Below are 26,899 nucleotides of genomic sequence, written 5' to 3'. Positions count from 1 at the left end.
TCATGTTACGATGCAGGCACCGATAGGGTGATAAACCTATCCCACAACATCAGACCAGTCGATTGGAGCGAATTTACGATACCGTTGTTGAGCAGGCATTGGCATGGCATGAATCACGACCACCCTTGGTGCTGCAGAAAATCCTCAGGGGTCGCCCAAAGCAACGCCCTGGACATAATCTATTGCGTCGTTTGAGCAATCACCGTGAAGAAGTCTTGCGTTTTTTGCATGATGCAAGAGTCCCTTTTACAAATAACGATGCTGAGCGTGACCTGCGCATGGTCAAATCTAAACAGAAAATATCAGGTGGATTTAGAACCGCGATGGGTGCTGAATACTTTGCCCGTATCAGGGGGGGTATCAGCGCTACGCTCGGGTTCGGGATGACGTGGGGAGTTACAAAAATCAGCAAAAAACTGATTATTTTTTATACAAAACCCATAAGTTATCCTGCAGTGCCAAAATTCGGCTCGATCATGATTTTTTATAACGGCGATTCATAACACTCGAGCAAATCTTAAAATCGTTTGAAATTTTATCGCAATCAACTGATGGATAGAATGGATGGTCTATCAATCATTAAGAGGGATGTGTTTCAATGAATCAAGCACAAATCAGATCTTTGCATCATTTTGCCCTTAAAAATGAGCAGTACTTTTAGGATAAATTCTTACTTTAATAATTCTTGAGGGAGTTGCTTTTTCAATTTTGGCATTAAACTCTGGAAATTCAATCCGCTCCCCATCCTTAGGCAAATAACCTAATCGATGAATAAATAAGCCATTTAAAGTATCAATTTCATCTTCTATATCAATATCCTGATCAATTGCTTGTTCTAAAAAATAAATGGAACAATTCCCCGAAGCAGATATGCTTCCATCCGCATTCAATATCCAATCCACTTTAGTTCGATGAAATTCATCTTTAATGCGGCCAATCAGTACTTGCAGTAAATTATCGAGCGTGACAAAACCCAAAATAGTTCCTTTACCGCTGTACACAAGAGCAAAATGGGACATCCCTTCACGGAATTTATTTAATAAATCCAAAGCAGGTAGACGACGAGATACTTTAAGGACCGGTCTAATCAGTGAGTATAACTCTTTGATTTCACCATGCTGATAAAAAATAGGAAGCAGATCTTTTACATGAATAATACCAATCACATCTTTTTTATCTGGATCATAAACAGGATATCGACTGTAACGATGCTCCATAATTACATCGATAATTTGCTGTATCGGCTTACTTATGTTGATCACGATCATCTCTTCATTAAAGCGCATGACTTCAGTGACTTTAAGATCGGCTAAATCAAGGGTGTGCTCAATGATTTCAACCTCTTCCTCAGTAAGCTCACCATGCAGATGGCTTGCGCCCAGGAGCAGCTTTATTTCATCTGTTGAATAAAAATATTCGGTCTGGTGAACTTCATCTAATTTAAACACCTTTAAAAGAAAATTTGAGCAACTATTAAGTACCCATATTGCCGGGTACATTAACCAATAAAAGCCATATAAAGGGAGAGCAGTCCACACGGACACTCGCTCTGATTGACGCACCGCAAGGGATTTAGGCATTAATTCTCCAACAACAATATGGAGAAAAGAAATAAATGAAAACGCAAGGAAAAAAGCAATTACTGTAATTAATCGCGGTGAGTCAACACCAATAAAACTCAGAATAGGCTTCAGCAATTCAGCAAAAGCTGGCTCGCCAACCCAACCCAAACCAAGCGATGCAATCGTGATACCGAGCTGACATGCAGATAAATAAGCATCAAGATGTTTATGCACATGAACTAAAATTGTTCCTCGCAGACCATAATTATCTTTGATTGCTTCGACGCGGGTCGCACGAAGTTTTACCATGCCAAATTCAGCGGCAACAAAAAATGCATTGAGTAAAACCAACAGAAGCGCTAAAAAAACCTGCAAAAAATTAATCAATTATAGTTCCTTATCGAGAACCCCTAGTGAATTTTATCCTTTTTAAGGACATCTCTCCACGCTTGCTCTTCAGATTCGGTTTTGAAAATTTCTGTATCTGACATTTCCGATAAATCTTCTTCTACTTTGTTATGTCTTGGCATAGGCATGCTACCGGGTTTATTTCGAACTTTATTTACACGCTCCACTGCATGTGGCTGAGGATTCAAATAGATTTTCATATAAGTCCTTTTTAACCATCACCTAATATAAGTATAGATCGTTGTAGCCTGGGTGTAGCATACTGAATCGTCCGCATTTCATTGAAAAACCAGTTCATTTCTATTCAGAAACCCCGTAGCTTGTCCGCAGGGATTAGGCGCAGATGCGATCGAGTGAAATGCAGCATAGTGGGCGTGACTAATTAGTCCTTGGTGACCGACTATTGTATGATGCGACCCGGGCGCCCCATTCCAATAGATTTTTATTGCAATCATCTTTATCTAAAATTACCTCAATAAAGCATAAGGCATCTGATTTTTTTGCCTCTTCGATTGCATCAAGAAGCGTTTGATGCGTAGGAGCTCTAAACGCTCGTGCATTCACTTGTTCCCCATTAAAAACATCTACTAAATCAGCATAACGCCAATTATTAATCACATTGTAGGGACCATCATGAATTTGAACCTCAATCGTATACGAAGCATTATTCATTAAAAAGATAATCGGTTTAAATCCATAGCGAATGAGCGTTGAAAGCTCTTGGGCACTCATTTGAAAAGAACCATCACCAATCAAGGCAATAACACGTTTTTGATTATGAAGAGCGGCTTGCATGCCCAGAAGAGCTCCCACAGACCAACCAATAGATCCATACTGCATTTGAATTTCAAAGGGGCAATCTTCCGGTAAATTGAGGCGCATGCCATTAAACCATGAGTCACCAGTTTCCGCCAACACTCCATAATCGCTACTTAGAAGTTTCTGAATCTGTCCAAATAAAAATCGGGTTGTGAGTGGTGAGTTCAAATCATCAGGCTCGTTATATAAAGGGGCTGAACCTGCGATTCGTTTGTACGCTTTGAGGGATGCATCATTGAATTTCAATTGATCCTTTAAACCGTGTAAAAACTCATTCATGTATACTTCGGTATAGACGGTTCCTGCGATAGAAACACTTCCATCCGCAATGACAATAAGCTTCTTGGGTTGGATATTACACACATGACCAACAGTCGTATAATCGTTGAAATTTGGACCTATGAAGAAATACAGATCACTTGATTCTACAATTTCGCCACATCCAGGAGAGCTGACAGGTCCCCAGTAAATGCCAATATAATTGGGATGCTGTTCTGAAACAAATCCCTTGGCATCAGGCATTGCGGCTAAGGCATAGCCACAGACCTGACTTAAAGTCTCTATCATAGCCTTTGCTTCGCAAGGACGAGATTTACTGCCGGCAATCAATACTGGCTTAGTCGCAGCATTAAGTTTAGCAGCAGCATCCTCAATTGCGGCAGCAAGAGAGGACGTATCACTCAATTTTTTTACATTCAGTGCCCGTTTCGTTGGCGGAGAAACACTAAGTCCTGCAATGTTGCATGCAATTTCAATATAAACCGGTTTTTTCTTTGCAAGCGCAATCGCAATCGCCGTATCAATTTGCATGGGCGCATCACTTGGTCTATGAATAAACACACTATGCGCCGTGATTTTTGCAAAGATTTCGCGAACATAGCTGTAATTTTCCGTTGCCAAAGTATGATGTAAAATTTCCGCATCCTGGACTGAGTTTGTATTCGGTCCCCCTGAAATGACAATAATAGGCAGATTCTCAGCATAAGCACCAGCAACAGCATTAACCGCGCTTAGCCCACCCACACTAAAGGTAACAATCAGTGCCGAAACTCCTTTTATACGTGCGTAACCATCAGCAGCATAACCTGCATTCAACTCATTACAGCAATTGATCATGTTTAGTGATTTATTTTTTAATAGCTCGTCCAATAAGCCCAAATTATAGTCACCAGGAATAGCGAAATAATCGTTCATGCCTAATTCTTGGAGGCGTTGAGCGAGATAAGTACCTACAGTAGCCATAAGGAATCCTTTTCTTTGAAATACTGGTAACGCGTTAAGTTTATTATGGCAGTGGGTTACTCTTTCTTCAAGAAATTCATTGAATACCCACCTTGCCGCAGTACGACTTGAGATGGTGTTACTTTTTTAAATGTTCAATAAAATAACCCCAAATTCTGCGCCAAACATAAGAATTCATGAAATACAAACCATGGTTTGCGTTAGGCACTAATAACATATCAAAATTTTTATCTGCCTTAATCAAGGCATCAACAAATTGAAGCATGTTGGATGGATGAACATTATCATCCAAATCACCATGGATCAGGAATAATTTACCTTTAAGTTTATCAGCCCGGGAATAATTTGATTGCAATGAATAGTCGACATCATTTGGCAGCCCCTGATACCGCTCGCCCCAAAATGCTAGATAACTTCGTAAATCCTGTAATCCGGACACACAGACCCCTACTCGATAAAAATCAGGATAGTCCAATAAAGCCCGGGTCGCAGCATATCCCCCTGCAGATTGCCCCAAAATGCCGACTCGATTTACATCAATATAAGAATACTGTTTGGCCAGGCCTTTAATAACTGCAACATGGTCTTCTAATCCTCCAGCACTTTCCAGGTTGTGATAGGAATACTCATGAAATTCTTTACACCGCAAAGGCGTACCTCGCCCATCGATGTTGACGACGATAAAACCTAATTCCGCTACACTTTGAGGCCACCAACAGCCATAAAGATATTCAGGAGGATCATAACAATACGTTTTAGGTACTCGAGTTAATTGCGGTCCAGGATAAATATCATCAATTATTGGATACTTTTTCTTTGGATCAAAATCAGTAGGGAAATACATGACCCCATAAATATCAGTTTCTCCATCGGCACCTTTTAGGCAAAAAGGCTTGGGCTGTTTATATCCCAAGGAAAGGAGCTGAGAAAAATCGGCCTTTTCTAATGTATCGATTTCTTTGCCATTCTTATCACGTAGTTTTGTGATTGGAATGGACCCCATAGAGGAATAATAATCAATAAAATATTCTTGAGATGGTGAGAAAACAATTGAATGGTCCGCAGTTTCTGGTGTCAACAATTGCACGTCGCGTCCATCAAAATGGGCACGATATAAATAACGAAAATAAGGATCAATATCAGACTCTTTACCATTAGCCAAAAAATAAATCCATCGATCTTTCGTATCAACATGGAGCACTTTACGAACCATCCATGAACCTTGCGTAATCGGATTTTTTATTTGCCCCGTTTGTAAATCATGTAAATAAAGATGCGCCCAACCGTTATGATTGGACAACCAAATAAACTCATTGGACGCTTCAAGTATTCGCGTGTAATTCTGCCACAGGATTAGTTGACTAGGTTCGACATATCCTTTGGACTTTTCAGTAAAAATAACGCGCTGCTTTTGGGTCGTACCATTAAATTCGCATAAAGAAAGTTGATGATTACCGCGTTCTTCCTTTAAAAAGTAGAATTTTGTACTGCATTCACTCCACCAGACATAACCTGCTTCAATTGGAGAGCCCACCAATGCAGGCATCAAAGGGGGCATGTCTATTTTGTACAACTTCTTTTTACTGACATCGACCCAGCATAATTGAATTTGTGGAATGATTTCATCACCTAAAAAAGGAATATGTGCCTCATAAACCTGGGGACGAAAAGAACCATCTTCAGGAACATGCTGTAGTAATGCCAATTTTTTTACATGTTCTTGATTGCATTGAAAGGTTATAATTTTTTGTGAATCAGGAGACCAAATAGCCATAGGCGGTAGTACTGTTTGAGTCCGACGCAGTGTTAATGAAGTTAAATTAGTATCAGGAGAAACAGCGTAGGCATTCGTTGCAGTGCCATCGGTAGTAAGCTGATACTCTTTATTTTCGGCAAATGAAAAAAGAAATAAATTATGCTCCTTGCTGTATAAATCCCAACACTTATCTGGTGAGCGAACTCTTGGCACAATGGGAATGGGTAACAGTCCCCATAACTCCATGATCGTGGGACATCGAGACATCGCAGCCGGTTTTTTTGCTTCGGGAACACGTGAGAGCACCTGTGTTGTTCGATCATATTGAAAAATAAATTGCGCAATATGTAATTGCAAAATGTGTTCATCAAAAAAATCAATTCGATTGATTGGCAAGGCAAAAGCCTTGATTTCGCAATTTAATTGTTCAGCAACTGTTTCTGCCAGTACTTTGTGGTCAAAAGCATGCTCCTTGGTTTTGCTTTGTAGATTAAAAATTAAATATTCATAGCCTTCACTCGTATCATGCCGATAACAAATACGCTTATCATCGGGTGACCATATAATTGAAGGTTGAACATTTTTTAGCAAACCAACAACATTTTGCGGAAGAAACTTTTTTGCCCGCTCATAAAGCATTTCCCGATTTTTTTCCATAATCATGCCTACTGCTTTTGACTTTGCTGCATTTTGATGATCATGTCGTCTAAATCACTATAGACCCAAGCTTCAGCGATTTGATGATTACCGTCCAAGCGAAAAATAGTAATGCCGCTATAAAATACAGGCATATCTGTTGCGGGAATTCCCAAAAACTCATGCTGATGAGTACCCAAGCCATGCCAGCGAGTTACGACTTTATCACCACTCACAATCAGATCATCAATAAAGTGCAGCAGATCCGGAAAAGCGCGATACCATTGCGGTAGCGCTTCTTTAAAATTCTGTAAATTGGCTGCTTGTTCATAGCTGAAGTGAATTACGGTTTTTGCAGAAAAGAGCTCATCTGCCAAGGCAGCATTTTGCTGATTCCACATCTCATCAAAAACCCTTCTCACTGTTTTTTCTATTGCTGTGACTGTCATGTTCGTTCATTCCTTGCTCAATAGCCCGTCATAATACCAATATCTTAAGCGGCTGGATTCTTCGGGGTATTCGTTAATTCCTGAGTTTGATTTTTTATATACTTTAACTTCTTCGATTTGATTAAATAATCCTTTATTTTATTTAAATTATAGCTCAAGCGTTCATTTATGAATTTATGGTGCCGGTTTACTCAGAACAGTAGTTGCAGCAAGAGCACCCACCATACTTAATCCTAGTGTCACTGCAGGTTTAAAAAAACCAAACTGATTTGTTTTTGTTTCTGCCAGTACTAAAGCCGTAATGCCTATTTTAATGGATAATCTATAACAAACTAATCGACTTGCGGAAATAGCGTAATGTGATATAGAAAAAAGTAGACCCGATAAAGGCAAGTGCTGCCAGTTGTGGCCATATGATATCTAAACCCGCACCCCGGAATAACACCGATTGCGCTAGCATAACAAAATGAGTGATGGGTGCTGCGAGCATGATGGTACGTACCAACTCAGGCATATTTTCTCGTGGTGTCATACCTCCAGACAGCATCTCCAGAGGTATAATAACCAGGATGAGTAATAAACCGAATTGCGGCATGGAGCGGGCTATAGTTCCCATAAAAATACCCATAGACGTTGTCGCAAATAAATTCATCGCACTTCCCAATAGAAATAAAGGGATAGAGCCTTCAATAGGAATAGCAAGTAACTGATGGACCATGATGACAAGAGAAAATGTACTGACTACTAACACCACCAAGCCCATAGCACAAATTTTACTGGTCATAATCTCAAATGGGGTAATAGGCATCACCAGCAAATGCTCAATCGTACCATGCTCACGCTCACGCAGTAGTGCTGCTCCTGTAAGGACTATCGAAAGCATGGTCACATTATTAATGATTTCCATAACAGCCCCAAACCAAGTTTTACTTAACGTGGGATTGAAGCGAACCCTCAATACTAAATCTACAGGAGGAGTGGCAATTTCGCGATAATGTCTTAAAAACTCACTCACTTCCCCGTTAATCATGGTTTGAATATACCCCGAGCCGACAAATGCCTGACTCATACGTGTTGCATCGACATTTAATTGAATAGAGGGCTTGCGTCCAGCCAATAAATCACGTTGAAAATTGGGTGGGATATCCAGGGTAAAAGTATAAGTTCCAGAATTCATTTCGGAATCAATCTCTGTCAAATTAATAAGTACCGGTCGAGTAAATTGTGGCGGGTAAAATGAATCGGTAATCCTTTGTGATAAAGGAGATTGATCTTCATCGACTATCGCTATAGGTGTCTTATTCAGCGTTTCGGGTAACGCCGTTGCCGCCGCATAGACAGAAACAGTAAATGCAAAAATAATTAATACGAGCATAATCGGATCACGTAACATGCCCCGTAATTCCTTAACTGCCAGATAGACTATATTACTTATAGCCATTTTACTGCTCCTGTTTCTTGATGAACCACAGACAAAGGGTCATTAATATGGGTACTGCAAGTAATAGCGAAAAAAAAGCACCATGTAATTCATTAAAACCCAATCCCTTGGAAAAAATGCCTCGTGATATATTCAGAAAATAAGTGACGGGATAAATTTGGCCAATCAGGGCCCCTAATCCTTCAAGAGAAGATACAGGCTCCAATATACCCGAAAACTGCGTTGCAGGAAGAATAGTCAGGATTGCCGTACCAAAAATTGCGGCAATCTGACTGTGCATAAAAGTAGAAATTAAAAATCCCATCGAAGTCGCGATGACGACATAAATAAAAGCCGCCATCAGAAAGGTTAAAAAACTACCGGTAATAGGCACTTTAAAAAAGAAGACCGAAAGTGCGACCAACGATAGGAAATTAAATAAGGCAAGACCGATATAAGGCAGTAATTTACCAAGCAGGAACTCCATTTTAGTAACTGGAGTGACATATAAGTTGATAATGGAACCCAATTCTTTCTCGCGCACTACAGCAAGCGCCGTTAATATGGAGGGAATCAGCATTAAAAGTAAAGGGATCATCGCAGGAACCATAGCTGGCAAACTCTTCACATCAGGATTGTAACGGAACCGTGTTTCAATATTGAAGTAGTCCTGCAGATCATTTTGTTGCAATTCAGGTAGGTTATTCGCCAGCCAATGCTGATGTAACCCCAGAATATAGTTTCTTGCCGTTTCTGCTCGCTGAGGCATGACACCTTCTACCCAAGCGCCTATTTGGACTTCCCTGCCTCGTTTTATGTCACGGGCAAATCCATTGGGTATTTCGAGGGCAAGATTCAGTTCCCCAGAACGCATTCTTTTATCTAATTGGTTATAATTCGTAACCGGTGGATACTCACTAAAATAACGTGAGCCCGCAATATCAAGTACATAATTTTGGCTGGTAGTACTTTGATCGCGATCCCAAACAGCAAAAGATAGATTTTCAACATCCAGATTGATACCGTAACTCATGATGATCATGAGAATCACACTACCTAAAAAAGCCATAATCGCACGAATTGGTTCACGAATCAGTTCCAATGTTTCTCGTCGGCAATAACTGTACATGCGTCTGATATCAAACGCGATGTTCCTTTGATTTTGTTTTTCCAGCAGAAAAGAACCTTCATTTGTTCTATTTGTTGATGAAGTAATTTGAGCCGTAGACTCGTCTTTTCGTGCCTCCTCAAGATAACAGATAAATGCATCTTCCAGGGTTTTGGTTTGTTTTATTTTAATAAGATTAGCTGGTTTATCACTGACTAATACTTTTCCCGCATGCATCAAAGAAATGCGATCACAGCGTTCTGCTTCATTCATAAAATGGGTGGAAATGAAGATGGTGACTCGATCCTGGCGGGACAGATCCATCATTAATTGCCAAAACAAATCACGTGCTAAAGGATCAACTCCTGAAGTAGGCTCATCCAAAATTAAAATTTCAGGCTGATGGAGCACCGCAACCGCTAATGATAGTCTTTGCTTGTACCCTAGCGGCAAAGAATTAGGGTATTCATCAAGAACATCGGTTAAATGAAAACGGTTTACCAAGCGATTAATGTGAGCATGTACCTGTTCCTTAGGCAAATGGAATAAACGAGCATGCAGCAATAAATTTTGAAAAACCGTCAGTTCTGCATATAACGAAAACGATTGCGACATATATCCAATCTGTCGACGTATATTAAGGTCATGAGCATCAACTGTTTTACCCAAAAGCCATACTTGCCCCGCACTAATTGGCAATAATCCAGTCAGCATCTTCATCACTGTGGTTTTACCACAGCCATTGGACCCTAAAAAACCGAAAATCTCGCCTCGCTCAATACGAAAATTTACGGAGTCTACCGCGGTAAAATTACCAAAATTCTTGGTCAAGTCTTTTGCTTCAATAGCGATTTCAGCAAACTCTTGTGGTAACCTTGGTTGAATTACTACCTTTTGATGATGCATTTGTTGTTCTTGGGGTAATAGTGCAATAAAGGCATCTTCCAAGGAAGAAGTCTGAGTATGAGCCAACAAACTATTATGGGTTCCTGTTGCTAAAATGCCTCCATCATTCATCGCGACCAACCAATCAAACTGTGCCGCTTCCTCCATATAAGCAGTAGCAACCAGAACACTCATTTGCGGTTTATCCTGTCGGATGGCATTGATTAACTCCCAGAACTGACGTCGAGATAAAGGGTCAACACCTGTAGCAGGCTCATCTAAAATTAACAAATCAGGTGAATGAATCAGGGCGCAACATAAACCCAGCTTTTGTTTCATGCCGCCAGATAATTTACTGACTGGACGATCTTTAAATGGCAAAAGGCCGGTATTGGATAACAATCGCGTAATATAATGTTCACGTTCTCTGCGTTCATGGCCAAATAATCGTCCAAAGAAATCAATGTTTTCAAAAACTGAAAGTGAAGAGTAAAGGTTTTTTCCTAATCCCTGGGGCATGTAAGCAATGCGTGTGCATACGGCATTACGATGAGAAGCACTATTCATATCGCCGCCTAAAATCATGACTTTTCCTTGCTGAATCGCCCGCGCCCCTGCGATTAAGGAAAGCAAGCTCGATTTACCTACGCCATCGGGACCAATAAATCCAACCATACAACTGGCAGGAATATTCAGGTTGATTTTCTTTAGTGCTTGCGTCTTACCAAACCATAAACTCACATTATCAATTGTTCCAACGTGTTTAGTATTATCTTGGCTCATTTGGCACATTCACTTGTAAATTGGCAGGCCATTTACTTTTGGGATTCAACTGGACATAAGCCATACCAGGTAACCCTGTTTTTACTGCATGGATGTATTTTTTTAGGAGTTGTGGAGCGATTCGTGCTTTAACACGAAACATCAGTTTTTGCCGTTCACTCGCAGTTTCAACAGTTTTTGGGGTAAATTGAGCAACATCCGCTACAAAAGTCACTTTTGCCGGGATTACATATTGAGGAATCGCATCAAGCACCAGATGTACGGGGGCGCCCATCTGCACTCTTCCAGCTTGTTCTGTGGGCAGGAAAAAAACCATATACACATTGGTTAAATCGACCATGTTTAATACTTTGCCCCCAGCCGCCAGCACCTCTCCTGGCTGGGCAACACGAAATTGGATCCGACCATCAATTGGTGCAACCAAGGTGCTGTCTTTAATATCGACTTTCAGACGCTCGATTGTCGCAGCGGCTGCATCAACGGATAATTCCGCACCATTAACTTGCGCTTCTGCGGTTGCAATCATTGCATCCTTTTCAGCCACCTGGGCATTAGCTGCTTTGAATACGGCCTCAGCACTATAAAAAAGCGCACTTGCTTCATCCAGACTATCTACGGAAGCAGCTCCTTTGGCGACCAGCTTTTGCACGCGAGACAACCGATTTCTTGCCAAACTTAACTCAGCTTGACGTTGTGCTACGGTAGCCTGAGCCACTTCTTTTTCATTTTTTCGTTGGATAACCTGGTGCTTGGCACTAATCACATTGCTTTGAGCTTCTTTGTATTTGGCTTGTGCTTCACGAAGTTGAGCCTCAAGGGAGTCGGTATCCATTTTGGCAAGCACCTGACCTGTTTTGACGAAGTCCCCTTCATCAACCAAAATGGTTTTTATCCGCCCAGCAATTTTAGTATCAATATCAACTTCTATCGCTTCAATTCGTCCATTGCCACTGGCAAAATCACTTCCCAGATCCTTAGGTTGTAAATAATGCCAAAGCAGAAATAGAAAAATGGCTAAAATGATTACAGCCATTCCCAACAACTGTTTTGACTTCATGTCCTGCATCATTTTATCAGCCCCTCATAGGCTATGTATTTTTATATTAACATCAAGCGTCTGCTTTTATCTTACGCCAATCCCGTCCCAGCAGGTAAAGAGCATTCAATTCATGTTAATATATTTCAATAAGTTTAGTTATTGAATAAAACAATTACCAGAGCCAATATAAATTTATTGTCCATGCGCTCTACCCCGGCAACAATGACATAAATGCTCACATAGCAGCTTTATACCTAGGCTCATCGTCAACACGGTCTCTTAACTGAGGAAGGTTTTCTGCTGGCTGGAATAAAGCAAATTGTCTCCTTGAACAATCGGGTTGCGCGGGCATCATCTTGGGGAATTGCAACAGTTTGCAATAATGCGCGGTAAGCAACATGCTTTCTTCAAGATTTAAATTGTTTTCTTCATACCATCGGACTAAAGCATCATTATACTCAGCGCAATTTAATTGATAATCATCAGGTAAAAACTTTCCTAAATGCGGAACTGCCTTAAGATTTTCCCTGAAGAATTCGGTAATTTCTTTCTGAAAAGCATCATGTCCAGGGTTATGAATATCTGAAACCATATCAAACGAGCAAACATGTTTTCCATCGGCGTGTTGGGTAATAGAGACACCGCCATTCATTCCTTGTAAATAGCGTAAATACATCCCCGAAGTGATGGGAAAATAATCTTGCTCGCTGTACTCATGTAATGTTGTAAATACTTTTTCCAGAGCGGCTACTATTTCATGACAATCTTCGCTCACTTCAAATAATAAACCCGTGTCTTCTACATTACCGGGATAACCTGTCTGATGGTGAACTGAATCATACCAACGTGATACAGAAGTCTCATTTTTGCTCCCAATCACCAGCGGAAGAACTATATATTGTGCAAATTGAGGAATCACATGCGGATATTGACACAAGAAATTGCTGATATTCAGATAATCATAAATTCTGGTTTCCATTTCCTGTCTAACATGTGTTAAGGGTGTGCGAGCATTTTGATCCTCACAGGTTTTTTCTACAGGACGCCAACGATAGACGCAGACATTTTTATAAGTTCGATTGGTCAACTCATCAGCTTGATAAGTGGGCATAATATAGATACTGGTATAAGGGTCCCGCTCGAATAAACCCTGCTTTATTTCATCGATTAATTGCGCGACACTCATTACTTCTTTATTGCATTCTAATTTTTGCGCTTCAATACATTGAACTTCAGCACTCAAAACAAAACCGAATAATCCTTGATGGCCTGAACATATTGTCTCAAAATCAGGATGGGAACTATCAATGGTTACAATCTCTCCATTTGGCAGACAGAGTTTCATCGATTTGATAAGACCAGCTACACCGGGTTGATCTTTTCCGGTACCAATACCGCTGTTAGCAGCCAAACCAATAAATGAAATGTATGGATTTAAGCTGGAAGTGGGTAACGTAAGATTATAGTGGTCGTAAAGCTGTTGATTTATTTCGCCAACTTGCATACTTGCACCAATTGTAACAACCTGCTCCTCCTTATCAACTCCTTTAATTTCAGTAAACTCTTTCCCTACTAAACGAATTACAATATCAGTGTCTTCCACTCCATGTACCGAATAGGATTCGCTGTACTTTTTTCCTCGACCTCCAGCAGCAGGCCTTACTAAAGTACGTTCTGCAGGATCTTTCCTTTTATTTAAAGCAGTAATAAACTGCAAAACCTTGCTTAAGGATTCAGTATCATCAATATCCAATACCAGTGCCTCTTTATTTTGTCTAAATTTGGAATAATTAGTCCATCCGGTCGATGATTTAATATTTAACTGATTTGATCGAATAAAACGTATCAGTTCCTTACGCTCTTGTTGCGACAATGCCATCTTATAACTCCTTTGATTTTCATTGGTCAAATATTATAACAAGTGCGTATTAAGAAAAGCTTAGCTGCTCAAGGAGGTGTTTTCATGCTCACTCAAATCATCCGGTTGAGCGTCCAGCATTGCCGTATCAACAGGGGTTCGCTCAATGAGGTCTTCTGAACGATATTCTCCCGTGAAAGTCAGTGCCTTAGCTTCAGAAGAAAAGAAAAGTTTTTTATGCACCAAAGACGTGACTTGTCTCCAGGAGGTTCTTCGTGTTTTCTTTAAGTCCATAGGTTGATCCGGAAGAGACGTGTGCTGATTCAACTGCAGTATTTTATTTTGATAAAATACCGGACATAGTGCCCCCATCAGTTTTTGTTTGACATAGAAGGTTTTATTCACTTCGATAATTCGTTCTATCGTTTTTTCAAGCTGCTTAATCAACTGTTGTATTTTGCCATGCTCCTCTTTTAATTTAAGCTGCTCTGGGGAAAGCTCCTCCCCCTCACTCAATTCTTTGATTGCTTTATGCAAACGCTCCATATATTTACTAAAACAGGAAATTAATTGGTTCGCCAATTGGATGGGGGAATGGGTTTGCCCTTTAAAAATAACAGCAGGGATCAAATTATTGTTTAAAAAATTGTGGTTCAAATTATCCAGGATGGACTGCCAATCTTTACTAGAGTCATCCAGATTAATCACATCGCTCTTTCTTGGCTGAATTCTAAGTGAAGCTAAATATAAGTCATCCTCACTGATTTCAGGACTATTATTTAAAAAATCCTGCAGGTCGGTCGTATTTCGGCTGTATTTATAATTTAACAAGGTCTTGATTTCGAGAACTCTCATCAGGATTCCACCAACTGCTTCAAAACGGCTTAAAGGATAATGATTTCCATCAGTAGCAAAAGTAACATCCGTTAAAAGAATACCTAAAAATGGCAAGGTCGTTCGATAAAGTCGATAGACTTCGCGCATCCATTTTGAGTTCGATTCCTTGCTAACCATGTGCTCCAGTTCGGCAAGTGTTTTTCTTTCTTTGGACGACAAAAGTTCAAAGGAATTTGATAGACGTAAAATATTATTATTATTTAAGACGCTGCAAATTAGCATCAGGTGGTTTAAATCAGGGTATTTTTCACCATCTAAAAGACAAAGCTCATGGGCCAATTCCAGCATGAATTGCAATGCATTTTTAATAGTGTCACCGGGCTGACTCAATATTTTCTTGACAAAACATGCGCTTAATTTATTAAAAAATTGAGTTAACTCCTCGATGTGCGGTGCGTTTTTCTTAGATTCCTCTTTTACCCAGCCACAGCCACTAAATTCTTTGATAAGTACATTTTGATAAAAATTGATCGTCAGAATGCGCATTTCTTGCGCAATCCGTTTTACCTCATACTCTCGCTCTCCTTGTTTCAACTCTATTGCGCGATCAACTAAATGCTCAAAAGAATCTTGTGAGAGTTTATACTCGGCAAGTCGTTGCGTTATTATTTGATAATTACTTAATACGGGTACATTGAAAACATCCGAATTATTTTCAATTAACGCATCAAAAAGAGAATTAATTTGCATACCCAATAAACCTAAGCCCAACTCCTCATCATCATTACATTTGAAGAGCAATTCCATTTCTAAAAAAGCGGAGGAACTAGGGCTTAGACCTTCAATACATTGATAGGTAAATAATTGCCAAACAACATAATTGGCTACAAGCTTCTGGTGATAATCAAATTCTTTGTATAATCGCCTCAAATTAATGAGTATGGTCACCAAATCATAAGCGCTCAGCAAGCCTAAAGCTCTATGAGCGATGCGTTCAAAATCAAATTCGCGTATTGATTCCGGGGTTTCCTTGCAGGCTGTCAATAATTTGAGGGCATTAGTAAGCGATTTTTTTTCAGAAACAGCTACCTCCTTCTGCTCAGGGAGCATTAAATTATTGCTGAGCAACAAAGAAGAAAAATCCTGAAATAATTTAAAATTTCTATTTTGAATGTGTTTGTATTGCGTGATCACAGCCGAATATGAAGAAGAAATAATATTCAGTAGTACCTCTTGAACTGTGGCTGCTGAAAACTCACTTAAATCCAGCTCATCACTTAAATGGTATTTACAAAATAGCTTGCAAACTCGTTTGAATAACTTCTGATAAGAACGATTTTTTTCTTGATGAGCAGTGAATAGTTTCTTGAGATAAGGAGTTAATGAATAAGGTTCTACAGGTTTTCTATCAGGAGCTTCTGGGGCCTTTTGCTCTTCCACTGGATCAAAATTGAGCACACGCCAGTTGATTTCTTGTAATTTGAATGAGGGACTGGAAGAATCGACACTATCTGGAGAAACTAAACTATCGGATGAGGCACTCCGGGAAGACATCAAAGGAAATGAGTCATGAAAACTATCTAGAGAGCGAGAATTAGCACTACTTGGACGATGACGTAAATCAAGTAATTGAATTTTTGACAAATCAATACTAAGTATTGCCTGCCTTATCGCAGGATTGCCAAGAGCTAATTCTGGGGCTGTTTTATCATTAGCATTCTTTATCGAACGCTTTGTTTGCTTATGTTTAAGAAAAATATTGACCGCCCAGAGTTGATCGAAAAGAATCGCGTCATGAAAAGGGGTATTTTCACTGCTATTCTGGGTATTGACCATTTCAGGGAAATGCTTAAGCAAAACATTCAAAGTATCTTGATTTTCTTCTCCATTGCGCACTGCGAAATGCAATAGAGTATTACCTAGTCGATCGGTTCTTTGCGCAACTGATTTTCGTTGCTCATCGGATAACAATTTATCAAGAACCTTCGTTTTGTTTTTTAATACTAAAAGATGAAAAATGTTGCGCTCAAAAATATAAGTTTTTTCGATTAATTGAGGGTCTTTACTAAACCATAAATCCAGCTTTTTTAGGATCACGTCTTGATCGTTTTCTGTCGAAATCAAACTTAGTATTTTTTTTGTCTTCATTTTTCCACATCCTGTTTTATCTAAATAACTACCTAATCACATGTACTTGTGACCAATTTTAACCTTTATCAGATGTATTTATATATACAGAGTGTTAGATTTTTCACATAAATCTTAAAATGTGATTATTAAACAATAAGATGCAGTGAATAAGTTATAATTGACAACCCTGCAGAAAAAGTTGAATCTGAGTTATAGAGCCTTCTTAATGTACTTGTCTTTTAAATATTATTTGGAATTAAATCGCGATGGCAAATTTAAAAAAAATAATGTTCTTCTTCTTATATTTCTTCTTAAGTGTCACCTATAGCCAATCACAAGAAAGTAATGCAATTTTGGTTGCTTATAATTATTTAGGAACCTTTTCCAAAGAGATGGCGCAAATGGCATTAAAAAAAATGCCTCCACTTGATGCACTTGAAGCCGATTACGATGTAACTCTTTATAAAATCAGCTATAAAACCCCAGCTCCTGATGGCCATATCACTACGGCCTCTGGCTTGGTGGCTGTACCTCTTATAAACGGTAGGCTAGGAATCGTCAGCTATCAGCATGGGACACGTTTCAACCATGAGGATGCCCCTTCAAGGATGAAGGAAGGGGATGCGGTTTATCCGGCTCTATTTTCAAGCCATGGTGGTTATCTGACCGTTATGCCGGATTATCTTGGCTTTGGAGACAACGAGTTACCGCTCCATCCTTACGTACAATATGAAACCCTGGCCAGTAGCAGTTTGAATATGCTGTTAGCTGCCAAGGAGCTTGCCAAAATAATAAAAATTGATCTTAATGACCAACTCTATATTGGTGGTTATTCAGAAGGAGGATTCTCCTCTTTAGTGCTGTTCGAGTTACTCGCCACCCAATATTCCTATATACCGGTTACCGCTGTTGCTTTAGGTTCCGCACCTTACGACTGGAATGAAACCATGCAATTTATTATGCGAAATCCAGGCCCCAGAGCCACCGCATATTTAGCGTACTTTTTCTATTCGCTGCAAACCTATAAAAACTATTGGGCTGATTTAAACCAGCTATTTGTCAGTCCCTATAATGCTACAATTCCAGAGTTATTTGATGGACATCATTCCACTAAAGAGATACTGAATGCTCTGCCGCAAAACCCAGCATTAATTTTTCAACCAGCGTTTTTTGATGGCATCTTAAATCATACGGAAGACAATTCAGAGAAACTGAAGAACTACTTCAATCATTATCGTTTTTCTCCAACAGCACCTTTATTGCTTGTTGGCACAAAGGGGGATAGAGACGTTCCTTATCATGGGGCAGAAATAGCCTATGAACAGTTTAAGAAATCGGGTAGTGCTGTCTTTATTCAATCAGTAAGTGATACCCTCGATCATCGCGATGCAGGTCCCTACGTCTTTTATGAAATGCTCCAGTTCTTTAAACGAGTTCAACCTGAATAAAAATTAAAAACTCCCTCTCTCCTACCCCTCTCTCGAAAACGGAAAAGGGGTAAGTTCTTTAACGTAACAGAGTATCCATCAAGACTTTATCAATTTCTTCCCGCCATAACACCCCCATCGACATTAATGATTTCTCCAGTGATCCAGCTTGATTTGTCCGATAGAAGAAACTCAATGGCATTGGCAACATCAGTAACCTTACCTACCCTACCAATAGGGTGAAAATCATTAAAATCCTGCAGTGATACTTCAATTTGATCTTCCGCGATGAATGACTTGTAAATAGGTGTTACGACCACTGCAGGCGCTACTGCGTTGACTCTGATGTTGTGATCCGCAAGCTCCATGGCTAAATGCTGGGTTAATGAATGAAGTCCCGCTTTTTGCATTGAATAGGCGGAGGAGGGAGTGGCCTTCACGGCTTGATGCGCCCACATGGATCCAATATTAACTATTGCACCACCTCCTTCTTGTTTCATTTTTTTTGCAACAGCCTGAGTAATAAAGAAAAATGCTTTATTGAGGTTTATTTGCAGATCATAATCCTCTTCCGTATGCTCTAAAAAAGGTACGGGTCTAAAATAGCCGGCTGCGTTAATAAGGTATTTTATGGTACGTGTTTCATTCTTAATTTTTATAAGCAATTCCGACACGTTTGTTTGATTATAAAGATCAAGAGCCAACTCTTCGACTTTGCCTCCCATCCGTCTTATTTCGTTGGCAGCATCCCTCAACTTGCGTTCATCCCTTCCCGTAATAAGTAGATCAACATCACTTGCGGCAAGAGTTTTTGCTGTTTCCAATCCCATACCACTAGAGCCACCTATAATAATGGCTAACTTATGATTTAACATGTCCACACCCTTTGAGTTAGTAAAAAATCTGTTCCGCTGAGTATGGGAGATATATAATCTTAAAAAAAGTAAGTACTTAGTGGTACAGTAGGCACTTACTGGTATGCATTATTGAATTATTTGAAGAATACGTTGAAAGAAAAAAAACCTTTAAAAACAGCAACTATGGTTGAGACCATATACGGTTGCAAGTGGTCGCTGACCATTTATTCTCTTTTGCGAGATGGAATCAATCGTCCTGGAAAAATGGTACGCCGTGTCGAAGGCCTCACCACCAAGGTTTTAAATCAATGCCTGAGAAAAAATCTTGAATTCGGCATCCTTGGCAAAACAACTTTTCACGAACTTCCCCCCAGAGTTGAATATTTCGTTACCCCATTTGGAGAAAAATTTCTAAAGATTCTCGATGAAATCGAGGAGCTGAATCGTTTGCTTGAACCTTAACGTGAAAACAACCCCCAAGAAGGTTAATTTATTTTAATGCACAGGAAAGCGGACCGTTATCCAGTTGCAATTCATTGCCTCCTGAATCCGTCATAAACTGTCCGACATAAGCGTGTTTTTGTTTATTGAATTGTGCTGAAAAGAAAATCCGTGGGCGATCTTTCTCATCCTGATCCATCGCGATGAGTAGTAAATTATCAGTTCGCAGGCTGAATCGGGTCACATTCACTGGATAATCAAAATCAATTTTGGGTAAATCGCCGATTTTATTAGGGGCCAAAAAAGAAAGAGCATCTTCTATTCCTTGCATATGACAGACAACTGTTTTTTGCGCAGCAGCTGCAGTGCCGAAACCAACCAGAATCAGTAGCAATGAGATACTCAGACGTTTCATAGAAATGAACTCCTATCCTTAAGCTAGACATTCTCCTTAAGAATAAATAATAACTAAATCGGTATCACTTCACCACTGACCTGCCAGTGGATATTAATCACGTGTAGCTCCGGGCCGGTGGAAACGACGCGTTCATGTTAGGAGCATAACGAAAAACTGTATTAGCAATAGGTATAATTTGCCAACCGTATCTGTACACTGGAGTAGCGAAATACGGTTGGAACAGAGTGTATTGATTTATGAAATCAAGCAACTTCCAGAGCTTGAAACGTCAAGCGCAATTGGTTTAGGAAGACAGGTATTAGAGTCGCCTTGAGTCCCATCTTGAACTCCTCGCCCTCTTCTTTGCTCCGCTGCAGGAAACATTCTTGGTCCCTGATTTGGCGTTGTTTTTTTTGATACGCTTTCACCTGCATGAGAAACAGCTTGTGTATTTGCTGGAGGCAAGGCCTTCTGATCCTCACCAGCAGATATCTTTTGCTCTAGAGCTATTGGCGCTACAACCGGCGCTGTGCGTTCCTGGGTGCTTCCATTTTGAGTCTCTGCAAATAATCCCTGAGCCCCTGGTGCAGTAAGCTTCTCAACAGATTTAGGCTCCTGGTTCTCCGTAGCGGCCATTTCCTCTATCATGGAGCTTGATCCAACATGCCGATTTGCAGTGCTCTCTGGCAATGATTTGGCTCTTTCCCTGAAAAACTGTCCATGTAACTCACCTACTTGAATTAAAGGAGACGTATTTTTGTGCGACCTAAATCGGTTCATATGAACATAGGCACAAACCATATCAAGTAATTCCGTGGGCAAAGCAGCCAATTGATTCTCATCTTTATCTTCATGTTGTTCAAAAATCGGAAAAAATAGCTCTTGCTTGCGATTACGATTGATTCGTTCAGATGCAAACACCCTTTCTATAATTTGTTTTTTTAATGCAAATACTTCTGGTAAATATTGAACATCATCAACAGTGAAACAAAACCCTTTACTACCTGCAAGTGGATCAATAGCAAAATAATCGAATGGTACAAATGCCTCAAAAGGTATATTCCCATAATGAGCTAAATTAATTGAAAAAGCGGGTTTTAGTTTACGGCGTTCAAAATCAATCACTTCAAATTTTGGAAAATCACTTCCCTTGGCATAAGAGCAAAAAGTAATCAACAAATCACCCAATTTTACTTTCTTTTCTTCAAATTCATTGCCTTCCAAGATAACAAAATCTTCTTCTTCATATAAATATTGGTCTAGCTCGTTCCATGTTATTTTTTGCAGTAAGCGGATATTAAACATATAACCATTAAACACTTCACTTGCATAATGCTTCTCTCCTTCACTCGCCTGTTGCGTTTCCTGGTGATAACCGGCTAAAATTGGTGGACGTGTATGAGGTTGAAGAGGCATAGAGGGACATGTAATAAAAAGCATATGCCACATTTCAGGACTAATACCGAGCGCTTGAGTAAGCTTAAGGCTATTATCTAATTCAGGGTATTTGTTAATGCAGTTCATTAACTGCCGGTATTCACTTCTATAGGCACCCTCATTAATTGCTTTGCGTTTTGGAAACCAGCTTGGTTTTTTTTCATCAGCCTTATCGGTTCCGTGCAGCATACCCCAAATCCGCTCAAGAATGTCCTTTGCCTCTTTTTTCAGTGGATGTTCTGGCGCGTCCTGCTTGGCGTGTGCGGACGTCATTTTTTCTTTTAATTCTAGGCATGCATTTTGGAAAGGAAATAGTCCAACAATCAGCTCGACAGGCTTAATCGCTGCCAAAGCAACATCCAGCAAGTCTATTTTTTCCTTCAAACTGTGTTCGGTGGATAGTTCAAGCTGCTGCGCAATTTCTATTAAGATTTGTTCCTGTAGTTTACGCTTGCTTCCAGATGAATGTTTTGTAATGCCTTGTGCGAATTGAGCTAACGCCGCACGTAATTCTTCGGGACTATTTAGGGCGTCCGCAGGCAATAATTTAGCACCGCGAATAGAGGCCCATTCAAAATCAATTCCTTCTAAATTATTTGCAGACAGATCAACTCCATCAAAGTTTGCCCCATTGAACTGCATACCTCTTAGTTGTTCATCAGTAAAATGAGCACCGCTTAATAAAGCCCTACTCAGATCTGTACTAGCTAAACAAGCCCCATTGAAATTAGCCCCCCGAAGATCTGCATCTCTAAATTGTATGCCTCTTAGATTGAGATAAGAAAAATCATGACCTGAGAATTGCCCACCACTAAAATTGGCTCCAGCAAGCAAATTAACGAATTGGTGCGGATGTAATCGTTTTAAGGTGACCAATGAATTGGAATGAGCCTCCTTCATTATACTGCGAATTGCGACCAAGTTATTAAATTGAGCCATGTTTATTTGGGCATCAATTGCACGAATTTCTTGTGATGCAGTACTAATCAGTTCCAAATGGTTCCTGGTAGTTTCATCTAATGGCAGTTCCTGCATTGCCTCTTTTAATTGAGTGGGTAAAACGTTGCAATCGCGGGTGAGCGTATAGCAAATAGCCTCCTCGGCAGTAAGTGGCTCATTTGCAAGAACTTTGCGCTTTAGTTCTTGATAACGCTGGGTTCGCTGATAAAATGCTGTAAACTGATGGCCTGCAATTCCATCCGCATGGCTTAAGTAATCAATGATAAAATGCGGTTGGGTTATCATTTCAAGTGTGGCATCAACTACCGCGGTTTTTGATTTGGCCATCCATCGGGCATTGAGCAAATCCTGTGGCGGTACGTGAACTAGAATAGACATCATCATTTCATCAGGAAGCGCAAACAAAGGATTGTCTTGATTGATATCTTTAACATCTTCCGTGGCATCCAGTACCTCACTCGGTGCGGTCGCAACAGCTGAAACTGTCTTTTCATCAACATCATGCAATTGCGCTCCAGATAACTGAAGCAGAATCTGTTGCAAGTGCTCCTGAAGCACTCGCACTTCGACGAGAATGCTTTGATCATGATAACGTCGCTCTTCATCTCGGTCATTAATCTGTGACGTCACCTCATTTAAATGCTCCTGCAGCACAGGAAGACATTTAAAAAAATGCGTTAAGTCATGTTCAAATGAATCGCCCAAACCTCTGGATTTGTCAGTGGCAAGCAATCGTTCTTGCATGGCATGACTGAGAAGTCTTAAATCGGATTCAATACCATCCCATTTTTTGATTAACTCACTCAGTACTGGTTGTAACTCGAGCACCGCAGTTACGTATTGGTTGGTACGTTCTGCAGTCGCATAAATATCTGCATTCGTGTCTTTGGGAAATGCGTAGCGTTGGAAAAATTCATTGAGTCCATTGAACTGTTCGAGCAATCCTTTTGCTTCTTCTTTTGCTTTGTGGGCTGCAAATTGGCGGGCGCGTTCTGCTCTTACCATTGCCATTTTCTCTTGTTGATTCAGTTCGTGTTTGTCGTTCATGATATATACCTACTTAAAAATTAATAATGAGCTCAGTAACAATGCTTTAGCCCGCTAAGTCATTCTCCTCTGTATTTGCCAACCATATCTGCACATAGAATCCTACAAATACGATTGGCAACAAAGTGGATGATTTATGAAATCAAGCAACTGCTACTGTTTGCGACATCGACTGCAATCGGCTTAGGAAGCGCTTTTTTACTAGGGTTGCTTTGCATTTCATTGTGAACAGGTTGCGATCCTCTTTCCGCTACTGTAGGAAACATCCTGGGTCCCTGAACTGCAATCGGCTTAGAAAAAGCTTTTTCCACCGGGTTGTTTTGCATTTCATTTTGAACAGGTTGTGGTCTTTGTTCCGCTACCGAAGGAAACATCCTGGGTCCCTGAACTGCAATCGGCTTAGAAAAAGCTTTTTCCACCGGGTTGTTTTGCATTTCATTTTGAACAGGTTGTGGTCTTTGTTCCGCTACCGAAGGAAACATCCTGGGTCCCTGAACTGCAATCGGCTTAGAAAAAGCTTTTTCCACCGGGTTGTTTTGCATTTCATTTTGAACAGGTTGTGGTCTTTGTTCCGCTACCTGATTTGGCACCGTAGTTTTAGATACGCCATTGCTCACTTGAGGAGCAGTATGTGTACCTGCTTGAGTTGGTGCCTTCTGGACGTTCTGTGCAACAGATATCCTTGGGCTTTGCTCTGGGATATTGCTTTTTCGAGGGACATCAATCACTGGGCGTTGCTGAGCGACTTCCTTCTGAACTGCTGTAAAGATTCGTTGGTCTCTTGGTGTCAGAGGAGCAGCGTGTGCGTCTGCTTGAGCTGGTGCCTCCTGGACGTTTTGTGCAGCCGATATCCTTGGGCTTTGCTCTGGAATATTGCTTTTTGGAGGGACCACCAGCACTGGGCGTTGCTGAGCGATTTCCTTCTGAATAGCAGCAAACAATCCTTGGCCTTTGGATGCAGCAAGTTTTGTAGATTTGGGGAGTTGATTTTCCTTTTCTATAACCTCTTTCTCTGCGCCTTTTTCCTTCTCATTATCTTGTTTAGAGGTAGTTGATACGGTTTTTTTTACGTGCACTGGATTATTTTTTTCCGTAAAGAACAGTCCATGTAATTCATTGACTTCAGCAAGCGGCGAAATGTGCTTGTGTTGTTTCAATGTGTTCGCATGAACATAAGCACAAACCATCTGCAATAATTCTTCAGGCAACGAAGCCAATTGACTCTTTTCTTGAGCTTCATGCTGTTCAAAAATCGGGAAAAAAAGCTCTTTCTTATGATGGCGATTCATTTTTTCAGAAGTAAAAATTCGTTCTATAATTTGCTTTTTTAATGTATAGGCTTCTTGAATATATTGCATATCATCGACAGTAAGATGTAAACCGGCGAATGTTGCACTATCGTAATTAACAAAAGGATCCAGTGGCATAAATGCCTCAAAAGGAATGCTTCCATACCGGTCTAAATCAAGAGAGAACGCAGGTTTAAGCTTACGACTCATAAAATCAATGACATCTATCTTTGAAAAAACACTTCCCTTTCCACCTGGGCAAAAAGTAATAAACAAGTCACCCAATTTTACATGTACTTCCGTACGTCCATTACCTTCGAAGATGGCAAAATCTTCTTCTTCATATAAATATTGGTCTAACTCGTCCCTTTTTATTTTTTGCAACGCTTGGATATCAAATTGATGACCATTAAACACCTCACTCGCATAATACTTATCGCCTTCACTCGTTGGCTCCATTCCACGGTGATAAGCGGCCAAAATTGGTGGTAGGGATGTAGGTTTCACAATGATGGCAGGACATGTGATATAAAGCATATGCCAGATTTCAGGGCTAATCCCTAGCGCTTGGCTAACCTTGAGACTATTGTCCAATTCAGGGTATTTTTTTATACAACCCATCAACAACCTGTATTCGTCCCTATAGGCATGACGATTAATTTCTCTTGGGGTTCGTTGCTCTGCGTTTGCTCCCGCCACACCGTTTACAGCCCCATTAAGAAGAGCAAAAATCCGTTCGAGAATGTCCTTCGCCTCATTTTTCAATGGATGCTCTGGAGTGTCCTGTTTAGGTTGTGTGGCGGTCATTTTTTCTTTTAATTCTAGGCATGCATTTTGGAAAGGAAATAATCCTACAATCAGTTCGGCTGGATCAATTTCTGCCAAAGCAACATCTAACAAGGCTATTTTTTCTTTGATGCTGTGTTCGGTGGATGTTTCAAGCTGATGCGCAATTTCTGCTAATAGGTGTTCTTGTAATTTACGCCTGCTTCCAGATGAGTGTTTTGCGATGCTTTGCTCAAATTGAGCTAACGCCGCATGTAATTCTTCCGGGCTATTTAGAGCACTCGTAGGCAATAATTTAGCACCGCGAATGTAGGCCCATTCAAAATCAATCCCCTCCAAATTTATTGCCGACAGATCCATGCCATCAAAATTCGTTCTGTTTAACTGGACGCCGCGCAGTTCCGCATCAGTGAAATCTGCCCCGAGCAATAAAGCTCCGTTCAAGTTCACTCCAGCAAGACAAGCCCCAGTAAAATTCGCTCCTCGAAGATTGGTATCTCTAAATCTTATACCTCTTAGATTAAGATAAGAAAAATCCTGATCTGAGAATTGCCCACCACTAAAATTGGCTCCAGCCAACACATTAACAAATTGATGGGGATGGTGTAGTTTCAGGCACTCCAATAAATTAGCTCGATAATTCTTAATCGCATCGTGAACATTCTCAAATGGCCTATCAGCTAACTCTTCCAATTTGACATCAATTGCACGAATTTCTTGTGATGCAGTACTAATCAGTTCCAAATGGTTCCTGGTGGTTTCATCTAATGGCAGTTCCTGCATCGCCTCTTTTAAGTTAGCAGGTAACACGTTGCAATCGCGAGTTAGCGTATAGCAAATCGCCTCCTCGGCAGTAAGTGGCTCATTTGCAAGAACTTTGCGCTTTAGTTCTTGATAACGCTGGGTTCGCTGATAAAACGCTGTAAACTGATGGCCTGCAAATCCATCCACATGGCTTAAGTAATCAATGATAAAATGCGGTTGGGTTATCATTTCAAGTGTGGCATCAACTACCGCGGTTTTTGATTTGGCCATCCATCGGGCATTGAGCAAATCCTGTGGCGGTACGTGAACTAGAATAGACATCATCATTTCATCAGGAAGCGCAAACAAAGGATTGTCTTGATTGATATCTTTAACATCTTCCGTGGCATCCAGTACCTCACTCGGTGCGGTCGCAACAGCTGAAACTGTCTTTTCATCAACATCATGCAATTGCGCTCCAGATAACTGAAGCAGAATCTGTTGCAAGTGCTCCTGAAGCACTCGCACTTCGACGAGAATGCTTTGATCATGATAACGTCGCTCTTCATCTCGGTCATTAAT

17 protein-coding genes are annotated in these 26,899 nt (G+C 40.4%); 3 read left to right on the top strand and 14 right to left on the bottom strand.

What is annotated here, in order from left to right:
- Nucleotides 1–98: 98 nt before the first annotated feature.
- Nucleotides 99–503: an IS66 family transposase gene (locus BW930_RS17460; RefSeq protein WP_175607554.1), complete on the top strand. Its 405-nt coding sequence runs from the start codon at nucleotides 99–101 to the stop codon at nucleotides 501–503.
- Between the two features lie 135 nt (nucleotides 504–638).
- On the opposite strand, the gene BW930_RS15790 is transcribed toward BW930_RS17460, so the two are convergent.
- The 10 genes from BW930_RS15790 to BW930_RS15745 form a co-directional block, all read right to left on the bottom strand.
- Nucleotides 639–1,949, bottom strand: a complete 1,311-nt coding sequence (locus BW930_RS15790; RefSeq protein ID WP_058467588.1) for a hemolysin family protein — start codon at nucleotides 1,947–1,949, stop codon at nucleotides 639–641.
- A gap of 23 nt (nucleotides 1,950–1,972) precedes the next feature.
- Nucleotides 1,973–2,170, bottom strand: a complete 198-nt coding sequence (locus BW930_RS15785; RefSeq protein ID WP_058467589.1) for a hypothetical protein — start codon at nucleotides 2,168–2,170, stop codon at nucleotides 1,973–1,975.
- Between the two features lie 178 nt (nucleotides 2,171–2,348).
- Nucleotides 2,349–4,031, bottom strand: coding sequence for a thiamine pyrophosphate-binding protein (locus tag BW930_RS15780; RefSeq protein WP_058467590.1), 1,683 nt, complete (start codon nucleotides 4,029–4,031; stop codon nucleotides 2,349–2,351).
- A gap of 118 nt (nucleotides 4,032–4,149) precedes the next feature.
- Nucleotides 4,150–6,450: a S9 family peptidase gene (locus tag BW930_RS15775; protein WP_238587842.1), complete on the bottom strand. Its 2,301-nt coding sequence runs from the start codon at nucleotides 6,448–6,450 to the stop codon at nucleotides 4,150–4,152.
- A gap of 2 nt (nucleotides 6,451–6,452) precedes the next feature.
- Entirely contained in the window at nucleotides 6,453–6,872 is a 420-nt protein-coding gene (locus tag BW930_RS15770) for an ester cyclase (protein ID WP_058467591.1), read from the bottom strand.
- Nucleotides 6,873–7,194: 322 nt separating this feature from the next.
- Nucleotides 7,195–8,313, bottom strand: coding sequence for an ABC transporter permease (locus tag BW930_RS15765; protein ID WP_058467592.1), 1,119 nt, complete (start codon nucleotides 8,311–8,313; stop codon nucleotides 7,195–7,197).
- A gap of 1 nt (nucleotide 8,314) precedes the next feature.
- Entirely contained in the window at nucleotides 8,315–11,068 is a 2,754-nt protein-coding gene (rbbA, locus tag BW930_RS15760; RefSeq protein WP_115266234.1) for a ribosome-associated ATPase/putative transporter RbbA, read from the bottom strand.
- On the bottom strand, nucleotides 11,055–12,137 hold the full coding sequence (locus BW930_RS15755; protein ID WP_058467594.1) for an HlyD family secretion protein: 1,083 nt from the start codon (nucleotides 12,135–12,137) through the stop codon (nucleotides 11,055–11,057). Before BW930_RS15755 ends, rbbA begins: the two co-directional genes overlap by 14 nt.
- 205 nt (nucleotides 12,138–12,342) lie before the next feature.
- On the bottom strand, nucleotides 12,343–13,986 hold the full coding sequence (locus BW930_RS15750; protein WP_058467595.1) for an FAD-binding protein: 1,644 nt from the start codon (nucleotides 13,984–13,986) through the stop codon (nucleotides 12,343–12,345).
- A 60-nt stretch (nucleotides 13,987–14,046) separates the two neighbouring features.
- Nucleotides 14,047–16,950, bottom strand: coding sequence for a RasGEF domain-containing protein (locus BW930_RS15745; RefSeq protein ID WP_058467596.1), 2,904 nt, complete (start codon nucleotides 16,948–16,950; stop codon nucleotides 14,047–14,049).
- Between the two features lie 248 nt (nucleotides 16,951–17,198).
- Between BW930_RS15745 and BW930_RS15740 the strand changes: the two genes are divergently transcribed.
- On the top strand, nucleotides 17,199–18,380 hold the full coding sequence (locus BW930_RS15740) for an alpha/beta hydrolase (protein WP_058467597.1): 1,182 nt from the start codon (nucleotides 17,199–17,201) through the stop codon (nucleotides 18,378–18,380).
- 89 nt (nucleotides 18,381–18,469) lie between these two features.
- Here BW930_RS15740 and BW930_RS15735 read toward each other — a convergent pair whose 3' ends face one another.
- On the bottom strand, nucleotides 18,470–19,234 hold the full coding sequence (locus tag BW930_RS15735) for an SDR family NAD(P)-dependent oxidoreductase (protein ID WP_058467598.1): 765 nt from the start codon (nucleotides 19,232–19,234) through the stop codon (nucleotides 18,470–18,472).
- A gap of 165 nt (nucleotides 19,235–19,399) precedes the next feature.
- On the opposite strand from BW930_RS15735, the gene BW930_RS15730 reads away from it, so the two are divergent.
- Nucleotides 19,400–19,678: a winged helix-turn-helix transcriptional regulator gene (locus BW930_RS15730; protein ID WP_058467602.1), complete on the top strand. Its 279-nt coding sequence runs from the start codon at nucleotides 19,400–19,402 to the stop codon at nucleotides 19,676–19,678.
- Nucleotides 19,679–19,706: 28 nt separating this feature from the next.
- Here the strand turns inward: BW930_RS15730 and BW930_RS15725 are convergent, their stop codons facing one another.
- From BW930_RS15725 to BW930_RS15715, 3 genes are all read right to left on the bottom strand, one after another.
- A complete protein-coding gene (locus tag BW930_RS15725; RefSeq protein WP_058467599.1) occupies nucleotides 19,707–20,072 on the bottom strand; it encodes a hypothetical protein in 366 nt (121 codons plus the stop codon).
- A gap of 237 nt (nucleotides 20,073–20,309) precedes the next feature.
- On the bottom strand, nucleotides 20,310–23,498 hold the full coding sequence (locus BW930_RS15720) for a pentapeptide repeat-containing protein (RefSeq protein WP_076547592.1): 3,189 nt from the start codon (nucleotides 23,496–23,498) through the stop codon (nucleotides 20,310–20,312).
- Between the two features lie 134 nt (nucleotides 23,499–23,632).
- Nucleotides 23,633–26,899: pentapeptide repeat-containing protein (locus BW930_RS15715; protein WP_076547590.1), on the bottom strand; the 3,267-nt coding region annotated here is incomplete at its 5' end.

The sequence above is a fragment of the Fluoribacter gormanii genome (assembly GCF_900156395.1).
Lineage (GTDB): Bacteria > Pseudomonadota > Gammaproteobacteria > Legionellales > Legionellaceae > Legionella > Legionella gormanii.
Note: the sequence above shows the minus strand (reverse complement) of the source record. Positions and strands in the feature narration are given on the sequence as shown.